Below are 15,935 nucleotides of genomic sequence, written 5' to 3' on the forward strand. Positions count from 1 at the left end.
CACGCGGGGCGTTCTTCTTTTACAGCGCAGGGTCCAGCGCCTGCATTGCGGCCTTTAACGCCGGCTGGTCTTCAAAATATCCTATCTTCCGCATATAACCCACATCCAGCGTATACACGCCAAACTCTTCCGTTACCCTGCCTTCCAGTATATAAAAACCACCTTTCATAAATGGATATTTGCGGATGCTGTCCGGGAAATGTACCGTGTCCAGGAAGTCACCTTGACTGTCAAGGAAGGTGCCGAAACACATCGGTTCATTTTTACTGGTATACACGTGTTTGAGGCAGACAAAATAGCCCAGCATTTTCACCTGCTGTCCCTGATGGTCTTTCATGGCAGACACGGGCAGGTAACCCCGCTGGTCGTGCTGCAATATGTCAAACGGAGAGCACAGCGGAAAGCCCAGCAATTCTATTTCGTCAAAGGCGTCTTCGTGATGATGATAGGAGAGCGCCGGCAAATCCCAGTTCCGGGATGCTTCCCGGAAAAGGCGCGGTTTGTCATCTTCGTGGCCAGACAATTTCAGCAATGCGGAGCTTTTCCACAGCAGCTGTTTTTTGGTGTGGCCGGTAAACCTGAATGCGCCGATGCGCACCAGTATTTCCAGTTGTTCCGGTTTGGGATGGGTGCGTTCGGTAAAGTTTTCCAGGCTCGCGTATGGGCCATTGGCAGTGCGTTCCCGGAGCACGCGTTCTATAAACGCCTGCTCCAGGCTGTCAACATGAATAAAGCCTGTATACACATCGTTCCCGGTAATACGGGTAGCATATTCGCTGTTGTTCATACATGGCGGGTGCAGGTTGACGCCGGTTTTCTGCAGTTCGCGGAAATAAAGCTCGCGGTTGTAGAAGCCGCCGAAATTATTGATCACTGCCACCATGAACTCGGCGGGGAAATGCGTTTTCAGGTAAAGGCTCTGGTAGCTTTCCACGGCAAAGCTGGCGGAGTGAGCCTTTGAAAAGGAAAAATTGGCGAAGCTGGATATCTGCCGCCATACTTCCTCACTCACCGCAGCGTCGCGGCCCAGGCGGGCGCAGTTGTCAAAGAATTGCTGCCTGATCTTTTCAAAATTGTTGTGGCCGCGGTATTTGCCGGCCATGGCGCGCCGCAGGATGTCTGCGTCCGCCAGGTCGAGATCAGCAAAGTGATGCGCTACCCTGATCACATCTTCCTGGTACACCATCACCCCGAAAGTTTCTTTCATCAGCTCTTCCATCACTGGGTGCAGGTACTTCACTTCCTGGGGGTGATTGTAATTGTATACATACTGCCGCATCATGCCCGCCTGCGCCACACCCGGGCGTATAATGGAGCTGGCGGCCACCAGCGTAAGGTAATCCTCACACCGGAGCTTCTGCAGCAATTGCCGCATGGCGGGAGACTCTATATAAAAGCAACCGATGGTGTTCACCGTTTTCAGGTTGTTTTTTACAGCTTCGTCTTCCATAAAAAACTCCCGGTTATGAAAATCGTTGAGCTCGATAGTGATACCCCGGTTCTCCCTGATATAGTCCAGCGTGTTGCGGATGTGCCCAAGGCCACGCTGGCTGAGGATGTCGAATTTATGAAGCCCGATGGCTTCGGCCATATGCATGTCCAGCTGCGCGGTGGGAAATCCTTTAGGCGGCATATGCGTAGTGCAATGCTGGAAAATGGGGGCTTCGCTGATGAGAATGCCGCCGGCGTGTATGCTCAGCTGGTTGGGGAAGGGTTTGGACTTTCCCTGGCTGTCTTCCACCAGCATTTTACCGAACCGGATGATACGCTGGTGTATGTTGTCTCCGCCCAGCGTTACCTGGTAGGGGTTTTCCAGTATTTTATCTATCTCCCGTTTGGGCAGGCCGTATACTTTGCCCAGCTCTCTCACAATGGAATTGGTCTGGAAAGTAGACACCGTGCCCAGCAGCGCTGTATGGTCTGGCGTGTATTTATCGAAGATGTAACGGGTCACCTCATCCCGGTCACGCCAGGAAAAATCAATATCAAAATCCGGCGGGGAACTGCGGTAGGGGTTAAGGAAGCGTTCAAAATACAGGTTGAGGCTGATGGGGTCTACATCTGTGATACCCAGGCAGTACGCAACAATGGAATTGGCCCCGCTGCCCCGGCCCACGTGGAAGAAGCCACGGTGTTTGGCAAAACGGATAATGTCCCAGGTGATCAGGAAATAGGCGTTGAACTGATGATGATCAATAATGTTCAGCTCTTTTTCCACCCGCTCCCGCGCTTCTTTGTGATGCAGGCCATAACGGTATTCCATGCCTTCAAAAGCGAGATCGCGCAGCAGGTCACGGTCTGCCTGACGGCTATGCGTAAAACATTTTTTATTGAGCTGCCGGCCGGGCGGTAAACAGATCTCGCATTGGTCCATTACCAGCAGCGTGTTCCGTACTATGTGCGGCAGTTCTTTAAAATGTTCGAGCAACTGCCACGGCGGCATAAAACATTCATCGGCGCCGGCCGCTTCCCCCGCCGGTAACTGGCTGATGAGCAGGTTATTGTCTATGGCGCGGAGCACGGTGTGCAGCTCATGTTTTTCCGCGTTCTGAAAGGTGAGCGGTTGCAATATCACCAGTTTGTGCGCATATTTTTGTGTATCGAACCGGAACAGCTTGTTGATTTCCCGCGGCCGGATGCCTGCAAGCTCGTGGGCCTCCAGGCTGTCCGGTGTGCGGGCGCCCCAGCCGTATATCACATAGGTATGCGGCAGGAAGGGGGCTTTATCGGGGAATGGAATATTTTGCTGCAGGTGGCGGGAGAGAAACTGGTTGATATGCAGCCAGCCTTCCATATTGCGGGCCAGCAACACGTACCTGAACGCCGCACCGTTCCGGCATTCCAGACCAAGAATGGGTTTGATGCCCGCTTCCTGGCACTCCAGCACAAAAGTCCAGGCATCTGTAGTGGCGTTGATATTGGTCAGCGCCAGTGACGTGATGCCGTTATCTTTCGCCAGTGCCACCAGCTCCGATGTACGGATGGTACCGTAGCGGAGGCTGAACCATGTTTTGCAGTTGAGATACATGCAGTTTGTTTATACGTTTACATCATTTCCACCGTTCACGCCCTGCTCCCCGGGTACCGCCGTTTAAACACCACGCTCCGCTCCGGCGGTCTTTTATCTTTCATAAATGGCTGCAGGCCCGCCTCAAACCTGGGCGCGCTGCTGCTGCCGCGCATGATGTACTCCCAGCCGAACTGGCTTTTAATGCTGTCTATGGCCTGGTAGAGGGAGATCATTTCATGTGTGTCCTCAAACAGGCTGATCTGGTAATTGCCGGACACCAGGTGGCTGAAACGCACGCCTATCAGGCGCACCAGCAAGCGCCTGTCATACAGCCGCTCAAAGAGCTCCTTCACTTTCTCCAGCAGCACATGGTCACTGGAGGTGTAGGGGATGCTCACCTGTTTGGTAACGGTCTCAAAATCGGAGTACCTTATTTTGACGGTCACACAGCCGGTGAGGCGGTTCTGCTGCCGCAGCTCGAAGCCGATCTTTTCCGTCATCCGCACCAGCTCGCTGTGCAGGAACTGCAGGTCTATGGTATCAGCGGAAAAAGTATTTTCCGTCGAAATGGATTTCTGTTCGTGGTAGGGAATCACCGGCGTCTCGTCAATCCCGTTGGCTTTTTTCCACAGGGAAATACCGTTCTTCCCCAGCCAGGCCTCCAGGAGCCCCACCGGTATCTCGCTCAGCGTTTTCACCGTTTCCACCCCCCGCCGCCGCAACTGCGCGGCCGTTTCTTTCCCCACCATGGGAATTTTTTCAACGGCCATAGGCGCCAGGAAGTTTTTTTCCTGCCCGAATGGAATGGATAGTTGCCCATTGGGCTTGGCCTCATTGGTGGCTACTTTAGACACCATTTTGTTGGAGGCCAGCCCCAGGGAAATAGGCAACCGGGTTTTACGGATAATTTTTTGTCTCAGCTCGCTCGTCCATTTCATGGAACCGAAATATTTGTCCATCCCGGTGAGATCGAGATAAAATTCATCAATGGAAGATTTTTCATACAAAGGCGCCTCTTCCGCAATCATGCCCGTTACCTCTGCCGAAAAACGGCTGTACTCTTCGGCGTCCCCACCGCGCACAATGGCATGGGGACATAAACGCAACGCCATCTTCATGGGCATGGCAGAGTGGATGCCGAACGTGCGCGCCTCATAGCTGCAGGCCGCCACCACGCCCCGGTCTCCCCGCCCGCCTACCAGCAGCGGCTTGCCAACAAGGCTCCGGTCCTTCAGGCACTCCACGGACACGAAAAAACAGTCCATGTCAAAATGAGCAATGGTCCTTTGACCGTCCAGCAACATAAGCCAGTGTATTTATTTTATTTCAAAAATACTAAAAATATTAGTAAAACTAAAGTTGTTAGCATAAAAAATTTTAAACCATTTTGGCACGAAGGGTGTAGTATTATATAGCACTAATCCAATCTGCCCCCCTGCTTTCACGGGCCATTGAAAAACTTTTAAAACATTTTTTTCATGAAACATCCGGATTATGTCAAAGAATTGCTGTTGCTCGCCTTGTTATTAGGTCCCATGGTCTACCTGGGCATTATCTGGGGCAGCCTGCCGGAAACCATCCCCACCAATTTTAACCTGAACGGGGTGCCGGACAGGGTGGGAGACAAAAGCGAGTTCCTGCTGCTGATGATCTTCCTGTTCTTTACCAATTTTTTACTGTACGCGCTGTTCCGCTACATTCCCAAGCCGGAGGAAGACGAAGAGCACCCGGAACATACGCCCGAGCACATCAGGGCCTACTATCGCATCCGTTTCCGCATTCATATCTACCTCGCTGTTTTCACCACCATTATCATTTACCTGGTGAGCGTTGGCCGGGAAATTTTCCTGGAAAAATGGGTGTTTGTGGGGGTGGGACTGATGATCGCTTTCATCGGGGTTTACCTGCGGCACCTCAAACCCAACAATTTTGTAGGCGTGCGTACGCCCTGGACGCTGAAAAGCGACGAGATCTGGGTGGAAACGCATGATATGGCAGGAAAGTTGTGGCTTTACGGTGGACTGGTCATCATCGTGGCAGGCATGTTCCTCCCCGTGGTGAGCGGCGTGTTCCTGTTCATTTTTGCGGCCGGCGCGCTGGCCGCGCTGCCTTACATTTATTCTTACCGTTTATTTTACAAAACACAGGGATAAGGCAAGCATCCCTGCATAAAAAAAGTAAGGGCCATATTACAATATGGCCCTTACTTTTTTTACATCGTATTGAAATAATATCAGAAGGATGGGAACAGCGCCCTGCCTATTACTTCCCGGCCGGGCCAGGGAATGAGTGCAAGCAGGAGCACCAGCGCCAGCCCGAAAAATATGAGAGCGGTCTTGTGCTTTTTGCCGTCATCCGCCAGCTTTTTGATCTTGCTGCGGCCAATATGTACAAGGGCTATGGCAGCAATGGCCAGCACGGTGTGCTCCACACTGAAGAAGCGGAGGCCTTTGTTGCCCATGGCCGCGCCCATATCACTGAAGGCTGTTTGTGCAATGGGGCTTATGAAGAGCAGGATGATGCCCAGCAGGAACTGGATGTCTAGAAAGATCATGAAAAAGAGGCCGGCTTTGGTATCTGCGGCGGTGTAGGCAGATTTGCCGCTAACGCCCATGATTGCACGAATAACGGCCCAGAGCCCGAAGAGCAGTATCAGCCATCTTACGATGGAGTGAATACCCAGTACAGTTTGCATATGAATTGAGTTTGTCCAACAACAAAAATAAGCCTTGCAAAGAGAATAATTTGGTAATTACAAAAAATATTTGCTAATTTTGTTAGCATTGTTGTACTAAATAATTTAGGGATGTCTACTGTTTGCCGTAATCTGAAATACCTGCGCAAGCAAAAAGGTTGGACGCAGCAGGAATTTGCCGACCGTCTCAACATCAAACGTTCTTTACTGGGAGCGTATGAAGAAGAACGTGCGGAACCTCGTACGGAAGTACTGGAACAGGTCAGTGATATGTTCCGCGTATCGATTGACGACCTGTTGCGCCGTGACCTCAGCTCTCAGAAAGAGAGTTTCCTGGAAAGGCGCCGCCAGCAAAAGCTGGGGAATACCTCCCGCCAGAACGTGGTGTTTGTGCCGGTAAAGGCCGCAGCCGGTTACCTGGCCGGGTTCAATGACGATGAGTTCATTGAAGAGCTGAACACCTTTACCCTGCCCATGCTGGGTGCAGGCAGCTACCGCGCTTTCGAGATAGCGGGAGATTCCATGTTGCCCACCCCTTCCGGCTCTGTAGTAGTATGCCATAAAGTAGAAGGCTGGGATGATATCCGGAACAATGAGGCCTACATTGTAGTCACCAACCGGGAAGGCATCGTGTACAAGCGTGTGGTGAAAAGCAACCGCTCCAAAAGCAAGGTCACCCTCGTGTCAGACAACCCCCAGTACGATCCGTACCCCGTAAATATGGATGAAGTGCTGGAAATCTGGCAGGCCGATGCCGTTATCCAGAAAATGGGCCAGCAACACCGCATGAGCGTCAACCACCTGGCAGGCATGGTCAGCCAGCTGCAGGAGCAGGTAAGCATGCTCAAAAAGCAAATGAAAAATTAATGGGAACTTTTTAGACCACGGAAGAATGCGATCCTGAGGTCTTTATATGCAAGGGAACTTCATCTATGATTTGTACCCCGGAAATGTTATGCCTTATATTAAGGCAGACAGTTGTTCAGAGTTGTTTGTTCGCCTCTCCTTCAGCCATTGCTCCCCAAGTTAGCCATTGACAGGTGCCGGAATGTTTTCCGGCACTTTTTTATGCGTATCAAACCCGCAACACCTTCTTCTCCGCAATCACAAACACCTCCGCCGCAGCTTCCCGCTCCAGGGCATAAGTGCCGGTAAAACCGCTGAAAGCAGGCAGTATGGCCACCTCTTCCCCAAAATAAAAACAGGGCAGCCGCAGGCTCTGGCGCCCGTAACCTACCAGCCGCACACCGGGATGGATGTGGCCGGAGAGTACATAGCTGTTGGTGAGCGTGGCGGGTTTGTCTTCCGCGTCATGTATAAAGTAAATGTCCTGTACCTCCAGGAAATCATGCTGCCGTATGTCAAGAGCGGCATATACGGCGGCTTCCATAATGTCATGGTTGCCGGTTACGAGGTCAAATGTAATATGCGGGAACTGTTGCCGCCATATCCTGAAATACTGTACATCATTGTTGGCGGAGCTGTGGAACATATCTCCCACCACAATGATGCGCTGCGGCAGGTATTGTGTGATGAGCTGCTGCAGGCGGTAAAGGTCTTCCTGCACAATATTGGCGGGCACCGCAATGCCTGCTTTCCGGAAGTGCGCGGATTTTCCCACATGCAGGTCTGCCACTATCAGCAGCTGTTCCTGCTCCCAATAAATGGCCCTGCCGGCGGAGAGTTTCCAGCTATGGCCCCTGAAATCAAATGTCACATCCTCCACGTCTTCAATTGCAAATTAATAGTTACGAAAATAGTCAGCCGGCTTTATCCGCGTTTGGAGCGCATGGCTTTTACGTGTTGCAGGCGTTTGTCTTTCGCCAGTTTTTTATATTCGGCAGATTCCACGGCGTACAGGGCTATTCTTCCTTTTTCATCTGCATGCACGCCCCAGCCGTAGCGCTTTGTCAGCGGGGAGGCCCGGAAACAGGGCTGCCCCTTCGAAAAGAACTTTTCCCGCTCGGCGGCCAGCGCGCTGCCATTGATCTTGTTCTTTTGCGCATACACTTTAAACAATACATCATCCGAGGTGAACTGGTAGGGATGGTCTATCAACGTTTCAAACTGGATATTGGCGGCCGTTTTTTCCGTACCGCGGGTACCGGGTACTTCAGCGGCGGTAACGGGACAATCATCCGCTACTTCAATAAACGTGTTGATGTAATTGGTCGTTTTCATATGCGCTTCAAATTTATTGAAATCTCACCATACGATCATTTTTTTGATGCGGTCTTCCAGCTTCTCGCTGGTAAGCTGTTCCCGCAGGCTGTCTACCTTGATGGGGAAGCAGAAAGGCGTAAGCCGCCGGGGGAAGGTGATCACTATCTGCTGCCCGGCAATTCTCTCCAGCGTGTCCCGCAGGCGGGCTTCTTCCATCTGGTAAAAGAAGGCTTCGTTGAATGCCTGGCGCAGCAACAGGTTCTGCGGGTCGTAGTCATGGAAAACGTTGAACAGCAGGGAAGCGGAAGATTGCAGGTGGCGATTGGCCTTGTGTTTGCCGGGGTATCCCTGGAAAATGAGGCCGGCTATCACGGCTATATCCCTGAACTTGCGGCGGGCCATTTCTGTAGAATTTACGCTGCTTTGCAGGTCTGCGGCCAGGTTTTCCGGGGAAAGCAGCTCGTGGGCGTTGGTATCGTCTACCGGGATGGGCTGGTCAGACAGCAGCTCAAAACCATAATCATTCATGGCAATGGAAAACGAAATGGAATGCTGCTGGCTGATGCGCCAGGCCAGCAGGGCGGCCATCACTTCATGCACCAGCCTGCCTTCAAACGGGTATACAAAAAGATGGTAACCGTCTTTTGTTTCGATGTGTTCCATCAGCAGCTCGTTTTCCTGCGGAATATGCGAGAGCATTTGCTGCAGGTCAAACAGCGGCCGCAGGATGGTGATCTCTTCTTCCTGCGCAATGCCGTTCATGGCCTCGTGGAACTTGCGGCGCAGCATCATGCCCAGGTTGGCGGAAAGCGGCATGCGGCCGCCGTTCCAGCTGGGTACAATGCTTTTTTTTGATTTGGACTTGCGCACCAGCACCGTCATATCCTTGATCATCACAAACTCGAGGTTATTGCCGCTGAGGCTGAAGCTGTCGCCGGGAGAGAGGCGGGAAATAAAATATTCTTCAATAAGGCCAATGAAGCCGCCGGTCATGTACCGCACTTTCAGCATGGCGTCGCTCACAATGGTGCCGATGTGCAGGCGGTGGCGCATGGCCAGCTGGCGGCTGGTGCAATAATAGCGGTCGCCTACCAGGTGAAGTTTATGGAACTCGTCATAGCTGTTGAGCGCTTCTCCGCCGGTGGTCATGAAAGCGAGCATCCACTGCCATTCTTCGGGCTCCAGGCTCTGGAAGCAAAAGGTAGATTTTACTTCGGCCCATGTTTCTTCGGCGTTGAAGCCGTCAGATACGGCCAGCGTCATGAGGTACTGGAGCAGCACATCGTAGGCCAATACAACCGGCATGCGGCTTTCAATGAGGTTGGCTTTCATGGCGTCTTTGAGGGCAGCGGCCTCCACCAGCTCCAGGGAGTGGGTGGGCAGGAACCAGATGTGGCTCACCGCGTCCGGCTGGTGGCCGCTGCGGCCGGCCCGCTGCAGGAAACGGGCCACGCCTTTGGGGCTGCCTACCTGTATCACCGTATCTACCGGCCTGAAGTCAACGCCCAGGTCAAGGCTGGAGGTGCATACCACCAGCTTCAGGGTGCCGGTGTGCAGCGCTTCTTCCACCCAGATACGCAGCTCTGCATCAATAGAGCCGTGGTGCAGGGCCATGACGCCGGCCATTTCAGGGTAGGCCTTTAATATCTGCTGGTACCAGATCTCCGACTGGCCGCGGGTGTTGGTGAACAGCAAGGTAGTGCGGCTGTTCTGGATAACGGGCAGCACTTTGTGCAGCAGCCGTATGCCCAGGTGGCCGGCCCAGGGATATTTTTCAATTTCATCCGGCAGTATGCAATGCACCTCTATGGCCTTGTTTACTTCCGCGCGTACAATGGCCCTGTTGGCGGTGGTGGCGCCCATGAGCACGTCCAGCGCTTCATCCAGGTTGCCGATGGTGGCGGAGATGCCCCAGGTCTGCAATTGCGGCCGCAGGCTGCGCAGGCGGCTGAGCCCCAGCTCTACCAGCACGCCGCGCTTGCTGCCCAGCAGCTCGTGCCATTCGTCTATCACTACGGTATGCAGGCCTTCAAAGCGTTTGGCGTATTCTTTTTGCGCCAGCAGTATGTGAATGGATTCCGGGGTGATGATGAGTATTTCCGGCATGCGGCGTTTCTGCTGCTCGCGCTCGCTGGTGGCCGTATCTCCGCTGCGGATGCCCACCTTCCAGGGAATGTGCAGCTCATGCAGCGCTTCTTCCATGGCTCTGCCAATATCTTTGGCCAGCGCGCGCAGCGGGGTAACCCACAGCATTTGCAGGCCCGTGGTTTTTGGGCTTCCTTCGTTCACCCACCGTATCAGCACGGCCAGGAACAACGAAAATGTTTTACCAAAACCGGTAGGGGCGTTCACCAGGCCGGAGCGGCCATGGAGGTAATTTTCCCATGCTTCTTCCTGGAATGCGAACGGCTTCAGTTCCTTTGCCGCCAGCCACTGTTCTATCTTTTGCCAGCCGGGTGTGTTTTTCATGCGGAATGAAATTAGGAAAAAATTACTCAAACGCTACCTTTGTTGCATGCGTGATTTTTTTCGCCTGAAAGAGCATCATTCAAACCTGAAAAAAGAAGTGCTGGCCGGACTGACCACCTTCTCCACCATGGCTTACATTCTGGCCGTCAACCCCATGATCCTTTCCAAAACAGGGATGGACTTTAACGCCCTTATTACCGCCACGGCGCTGGCTGCGGCCATCGGCACGCTGGTAATGGGCCTGTACGCCCGCCTGCCTATTGGTCTGGCGCCGGGCATGGGCCTCAATGCGTTTTTCGCCTACACCATTGTGCTGGGCATGGGCTACAGCTGGCAGTTTGCGTTAACGGCCGTTTTCCTCGAAGGCATTATTTTCATTTTCCTCTCGCTGTTTCATATACGGGAAGCCATCATCAACAGCATCCCCGAAAATCTCAAACACGCCATATCCGTAGGCATCGGTTTGCTGATTGCGCTCATTGGCATGGCCAACGCTGGTATTATTGAAACGGGCATGCGGCATGTGGGAGAGGGGAGGCTGGAAGGGGTGATCCTCAAGATAGGGCATATTACCGGCCCCGGCCCGCTGATAGCGCTAACGGGGCTGGTGGTCAGCGCCGTATTGATGTACCGGAAGGTGAACGCCGCTTTGCTGCTGGGCATCCTGGCGGCCACGCTGGCGGGTATTCCGCTGGGCATCACTGCCTGGCCCGCTTCGGGCTCCCTCATCAGCCTGCCGCCTTCACTGGGACCTATTGCCTTTCAGCTGGAGTTCAGCAAGGTATTTACGATGGATATGGTGGTGATCCTCTTCACCCTGCTCATGGTGAACCTGTTTGATACCGTCGGCACGCTCATAGGCCTTTGCAGCAAGGCTGGTTTGCTGGATGCGCAGGGCCGCATTCCGCGCGCCAAGCAGGCTTTGTTTGCAGACGCGGTAGGCACTACAGCGGGCGCCCTGCTGGGCACCAGCGTGGTAACGGCTTACGTGGAAAGCGCCAGCGGCATTGCTTCCGGAGGCAGAACGGGCCTCACGGCGGTAACGGTGGCCGCCATGTTTTTGCTGGCACTGTTCTTTGCGCCGCTCTTTGCCATGATCCCTCCCGCGGCTACGGCCCCGGCCCTGATCATGGTAGGCATGCTGATGATGGGAGCGGTGGTGAAGATCAATTTTGAAGATACTACAGAAGCCATTCCCGCCTTCCTGGCCATTGTGATGATGCCCTACACCTACAGCATCGCGGAGGGGATCGTATTCGGCATGCTGTCTTACGTGCTGCTGAAAGTATTTACCGGCCAGCACCGGAAAATAAGCCCGGTGATGTATGTTTTGTCCGTACTGTTCGTGTTGAGCTTTTTATTGCAGTGATCAGGCAAAGATCAGCCGGATGCCCACCAGGAACAAGGCGCCTGCCAAAGCCAGTATGATGCCTTTAGGCTTCACCTTGCTGCTGAGGCCCGCGCCCAGCTGCGCACCCGCTATCACGCCAATGCCAATGGCCAGCGCGGTTTGCCAGCCCTCCCAGAAACTTCCCTGGATCATATGGACTACGGTGCCGGAGGCAGACATGATGGCCAGTATCAGGTGGCTGGTGGCGGTGGCTATGTGAATGGGGAAATTGAGCAGGCTGATCAGCGCCGGTACGTGAATAATGCCGCCGCCAATGCCCAGCAGGCTGCTGAGAAAACCCACTACAAAGCTGATGCCGATGCCGTACCAGATGTTGAATGAAAAATGATGGGCTTCCCCGCTTCTTTCCGTAATGTGACGGTCTACAAGCCGCCCTTTACCTGCTGTTCCCGCATAACCGCCCTGCCTTGGTTTCAGCATCAGGAAAATGGCGATCACCATCAGCAGGCCGCCCAGTATCATGTTGAAGGTATGCCGGGAAATTGCGGTGGTGGCCAGCGCGCCCAGGATGGAGCCGGGCAGGGTGGCTACGGAAAATACCAGGGCGGATTTGTAGTCTATCCGTTTTTTACGGGCGTATGCAATGGAGCCGGAGGTGGCGTTGAGGCATACTACGGCCAGGGAAATGCTGGTGAGCACGTCCGGCGGCATGTCAGGGTAGATCAGCAGCAGCAGGGGCATCAGTATGAAGCCGCCTCCCGCGCCAATGAGGGTGCCGAAAGTGCCGATTAAAAATCCTAATCCTACCAGTAATAAAGCAGACAGCAGGTCCATGCCCGTACGTATTTTTCACGTGAATAGTTAACAAAGCATCCGGTGCTGCAAAGGGGAAAAAGAAACAAATATCATAGCAATGGTTGGTGGTCGCCTGCGTATGCGAACAATTGCGTTTTTCTTAATGTTGGTTTGCGTATGATTGGTTCCTTTTCCTTAATGCTCCTTCACATTAAGGATGTTTTGGCGGCCGGTTTTTACCCGGCGCAATAAAGGTAAATCAGTTTTCCGACACTAGTTCTGTAGACTAAAGGGAGATTCCGTTCAGCAGCTGTTTGAGATCGTCCAGCGTATTGATCTCTTCTACCGGTTTGTCTTTCCGCCAGCGGTGTATGCGCGGAAAACGCAGGGCAATGCCGGACTTGTGGCGGTTGGAGGCGGCAATGCCTTCAAAGGCGATCTCGAACACCAGTTCGGGTTTTACCGTGCGCACCGGCCCGAACTTTTCTATGGAGTGGCGTTTCACCCAGTTGTCTACCTCCGCGATCTCCTTGTCTGTAAGGCCGGAGTAAGCCTTGGCAAAGGGCACCAGCTGATCTCCGTTGCGCACGGCAAAGGTGTAGTCTGTATACAGGTTGGAGCGGCGGCCATGCCCTTTCTGGGCGTAGATCATTACGGCATCTACGGTGTAGGGGTCTATTTTCCACTTCCACCAGTCGCCCCGCCGCCGGCCGGTTTGATACGCGGAGCTTTTTCTTTTGAGCATAATGCCTTCACTGCCGTTATTGCGGGAAAGCTCCCGCAGCTGCGCCAATGCTTCCCAGTCTGTGAATTCGATCAGGGGCGATATTTTGAGCGCCGGCTGCGCGGCTTGGGCCACCAGCTCTTCCAGCAGCCGCCTGCGCTCGCTGAGCGGGCGCTCCCGCTGGTCTTGCTGCTGCCACTCCAGCAGGTCATAACTGTAAAAGATCACGGGGGCTTCCTGCAATTGTTTTTTGGTAACATTTTTCCGGCCAATGCGGGTCTGCAAGGCCTGGAAGGGCAGGGGGCGGCCCGCCGCCTCATCAAACGTGAGTATTTCCCCGTCTATAGCCGTACCGTCTGGCAGTGAGCCGAACAAGGCGGTCAATTCGGGGAATTTGTCTGTGATCAGCTCTTCGCCCCTTGACCAGATGAACAACTGGCCGTTGCGGCGTATGAGCTGCCCGCGGATGCCGTCCCATTTCCATTCCGCCTGCCAGTCTGCCGGCGTGCCCAGCTCCTGCGGCGGTGTTTCCAGCGCGTAGGCGAGGAAAAACGGGTAAGGCCGCGAATCATCCGCGTTCCGCAGCTCTTCACTGAGCAGGGCGGCCATGGTGGTCTGCTGCGGGTCCCAGTTGCCGCTGATCATGTGGGAAACGGTGGCAGGCGGGAGCTGGTAGGTTTGCGCCAGGGCATTCACTATCATGCTTTGCGACACGCCGATGCGGAAGCCGCCGGTGATCAGTTTGTTGAACACGAACCGTTCCGGGGGCTGCATCTGGTCCCAGGCGTTCCTGATGAAAGCCGCTTTTTCGGCTTCGGGCGCCTCGCCCAGCCGGATGAGCGCTTCCAGCCAGTAGTGCAGCGGCTGCGTGCCGGTATTGACAGAGGGCGGGGGCAGCAGCAGGGCAATGGTTTCCGCCAGGTCTCCCACCGTATGGTAACACTCTTCAAACAGCCAGGGCTGCAGGCCGGTGGCATCGAGGCACCACTGCCGCAACTGCGTGGAGTTAACGGCCCTTTTGGGCCGGCGGCCGCTGAAAAGGGCCAGTACCCAGGGCTTGTCCCGCTCATCCGCCGTGGCAAAGTAGCGGCGCAGCGCTTCCAGCTTTTCATTGGTTTTGGTGCGCTGCGAGAGGGTGGATATGAGTTGTGAAAAGTGTTGCATATGCTGAAATGTGCGGTTCGTTTATTGCGGGGCCACTGTGAACGCCGTTCCGCGGCGAAGAGGCGTTGCAGCGCTGGTGCCCAGATGAAGGTTGCGGCGCATCCCCGGCTTTGTGGCGGTCCTTCGCTCCTTGTGCCCGATGTTCCCGCTTGCCGGGCTTGCTTCACAGCTTCATGCAGGCGGCGCTTCCTCCCTTGTTTCCACAGCCGTTTCCTCCTCCCCGCCATACGCCGTTCTCACCTCTTCGGCCGGCAACCCGTTTTCCTGCAGGTACCGTGCCAGCACGCTGCTGAACCCGTGGGTAACGTATACTTTTTCCGCTCCCGTTTGCCGAATGGTTTGCAGCAGCCCCTGCCAGTCAGCATGGTCGGAAATGGCAAAACCGGCGTCCGCATTTTGCCGCCGTGCGTTGCCGCGCACCTGCATCCAGCCGCTGCACACGCCCAGCGCGTAGGGGCTGAACTTTCGCATCCACGCGGAATCCGCAGCGGAAGGCGGGGATATGATGAGGCTGCCCGCAAAGTGCTCTTTGGGCGTATTGGGCGTGATCAGCTCCACCGGCGGCAGGGGCCAGCCATGCTGCAGCAACGCTTCGTGCGCGTTGTATATGGCGCCGTGTACCAGGAAGCGCTCCACCACCCCGCGGAGGTTATAGATCAGCCGCTGCGCTTTGCCGAGGCTGTACGCCAGCAGTACGCTGTTTTTTCCCGCCTGGCGGTTTTCGTATATCCATGCCTGTATGTCACTCATCACTTGCTGCTGCGTTTTCCAGTGGTAAATGGGCAGCCCGAAAGTAGATTCGGTAATGAACACATGGCATTTCACGGGCTCAAAGGCGCCGGAAATACCGTCGTTCTCCGTTTTGTAATCTCCGCTGGCTACCCAGGTTTGTCCGTCTACCGCCACTTTCACCTGTGCGGAGCCGATCATGTGCCCGGCGGGGTGGAAAGATACCCGGGCGCTGTTGAACCGCAGTGTTTCTCCATATGAGAGGCCCTGCACGCTGATGTCTTTCCCCAGCCGCAACTGCAGCAGGGGCACACTGTCTTTGGTGCAGAGGTAATGCCGGTTGCCCCAGCGCGCATGGTCTGCGTGGGCATGCGTGATCACCGCACGGGGAACGGGTTTCCAGGGGTCTATGTAAAAATCCCCGGCGGGGCAATAAATGCCGCTGTCTGTAAAAGTGAGTACGGCTTGCATGTGGTAATGAAGTTAACGAGAAAAAAAATGCGGCCCGCCATTATTAAACAGCCATATCGTGCATGCAACAAAAAAAAGCTATAAAAATGCAGGAGCAGCCACTATATTTGTAGCAATAGTTGAATAACTGAAATTTAAATCGGGACCATATTCGCAACAGTGAACAGGACCTATCGTACCATGCAGCTATCATGCCGTTAACCTGGTATTGACCTGCGAAAACCTATTTGTTCCATTTCAAAAATATTGCACCGGCTAAAGACAGCATAGCGCAATGCGCCGGCGTTTTCCGTTGCAACATGAAAAACTAACATTATGACATGCCGATCGAGAGGGCCATGAGCATTGTTATGCGCATGACCAT

At 54.3% G+C, this 15,935-nt stretch carries 12 protein-coding genes; 3 read left to right on the forward strand and 9 right to left on the reverse strand.

The genetic code is table 11. The features are described 5' to 3' along the window. Positions 1-19: 19 nt before the first annotated feature. Positions 20-3,028, reverse strand: a complete 3,009-nt coding sequence (gene dnaE / locus ABDW36_RS07795) for a DNA polymerase III subunit alpha (RefSeq protein ID WP_343701320.1) — start codon at positions 3,026-3,028, stop codon at positions 20-22. Between the two features lie 35 nt (positions 3,029-3,063). After that, positions 3,064-4,314, reverse strand: coding sequence for a DNA polymerase IV (gene dinB / locus ABDW36_RS07800; RefSeq protein WP_343701321.1), 1,251 nt, complete (start codon positions 4,312-4,314; stop codon positions 3,064-3,066). Between the two features lie 174 nt (positions 4,315-4,488). Here dinB and ABDW36_RS07805 point away from each other — a divergent pair, with 174 nt between their 5' ends. After that, positions 4,489-5,163, forward strand: a complete 675-nt coding sequence (locus ABDW36_RS07805) for an SdpI family protein (RefSeq protein ID WP_343701322.1) — start codon at positions 4,489-4,491, stop codon at positions 5,161-5,163. Between the two features lie 80 nt (positions 5,164-5,243). Here ABDW36_RS07805 and ABDW36_RS07810 read toward each other — a convergent pair whose 3' ends face one another. Then, positions 5,244-5,705, reverse strand: a complete 462-nt coding sequence (locus ABDW36_RS07810; protein ID WP_343701323.1) for a hypothetical protein — start codon at positions 5,703-5,705, stop codon at positions 5,244-5,246. 111 nt (positions 5,706-5,816) lie between these two features. Here ABDW36_RS07810 and ABDW36_RS07815 point away from each other — a divergent pair, with 111 nt between their 5' ends. Then, positions 5,817-6,572: a LexA family transcriptional regulator gene (locus tag ABDW36_RS07815; protein ID WP_343701324.1), complete on the forward strand. Its 756-nt coding sequence runs from the start codon at positions 5,817-5,819 to the stop codon at positions 6,570-6,572. 208 nt (positions 6,573-6,780) lie between these two features. Here the strand turns inward: ABDW36_RS07815 and pdeM are convergent, their stop codons facing one another. From pdeM to ABDW36_RS07830, 3 genes are read right to left on the reverse strand one after another with little or no spacing between them, the layout of a single operon-like run. Next, a complete protein-coding gene (gene pdeM / locus ABDW36_RS07820) occupies positions 6,781-7,431 on the reverse strand; it encodes a ligase-associated DNA damage response endonuclease PdeM (RefSeq protein WP_343701325.1) in 651 nt (216 codons plus the stop codon). A gap of 44 nt (positions 7,432-7,475) precedes the next feature. After that, positions 7,476-7,886: a DUF6157 family protein gene (locus ABDW36_RS07825; RefSeq protein ID WP_343701326.1), complete on the reverse strand. Its 411-nt coding sequence runs from the start codon at positions 7,884-7,886 to the stop codon at positions 7,476-7,478. A gap of 24 nt (positions 7,887-7,910) precedes the next feature. After that, positions 7,911-10,337, reverse strand: coding sequence for a ligase-associated DNA damage response DEXH box helicase (locus ABDW36_RS07830; protein WP_343701327.1), 2,427 nt, complete (start codon positions 10,335-10,337; stop codon positions 7,911-7,913). A 46-nt stretch (positions 10,338-10,383) separates the two neighbouring features. Between ABDW36_RS07830 and ABDW36_RS07835 the strand changes: the two genes are divergently transcribed. Then, complete coding sequence (locus ABDW36_RS07835; RefSeq protein ID WP_343701328.1) at positions 10,384-11,706, forward strand: NCS2 family permease; 1,323 nt, start codon at positions 10,384-10,386, stop codon at positions 11,704-11,706. Here the strand turns inward: ABDW36_RS07835 and ABDW36_RS07840 are convergent, their stop codons facing one another. From ABDW36_RS07840 to ABDW36_RS07850, 3 genes are all read right to left on the reverse strand, one after another. Then, positions 11,707-12,522 (reverse strand): sulfite exporter TauE/SafE family protein, encoded by an 816-nt coding sequence (locus ABDW36_RS07840; RefSeq protein ID WP_343701329.1) that lies wholly within the window; start codon positions 12,520-12,522, stop codon positions 11,707-11,709. A gap of 247 nt (positions 12,523-12,769) precedes the next feature. Then, a complete protein-coding gene (locus ABDW36_RS07845; protein ID WP_343701330.1) occupies positions 12,770-14,371 on the reverse strand; it encodes an ATP-dependent DNA ligase in 1,602 nt (533 codons plus the stop codon). A gap of 171 nt (positions 14,372-14,542) precedes the next feature. Then, entirely contained in the window at positions 14,543-15,571 is a 1,029-nt protein-coding gene (locus ABDW36_RS07850) for a ligase-associated DNA damage response exonuclease (RefSeq protein WP_343701331.1), read from the reverse strand. Positions 15,572-15,935: the final 364 nt, after the last annotated feature.

The sequence above is a fragment of the Chitinophaga sp. genome (assembly GCF_039596455.1).
In the GTDB taxonomy this organism is placed as follows: domain Bacteria; phylum Bacteroidota; class Bacteroidia; order Chitinophagales; family Chitinophagaceae; genus Chitinophaga.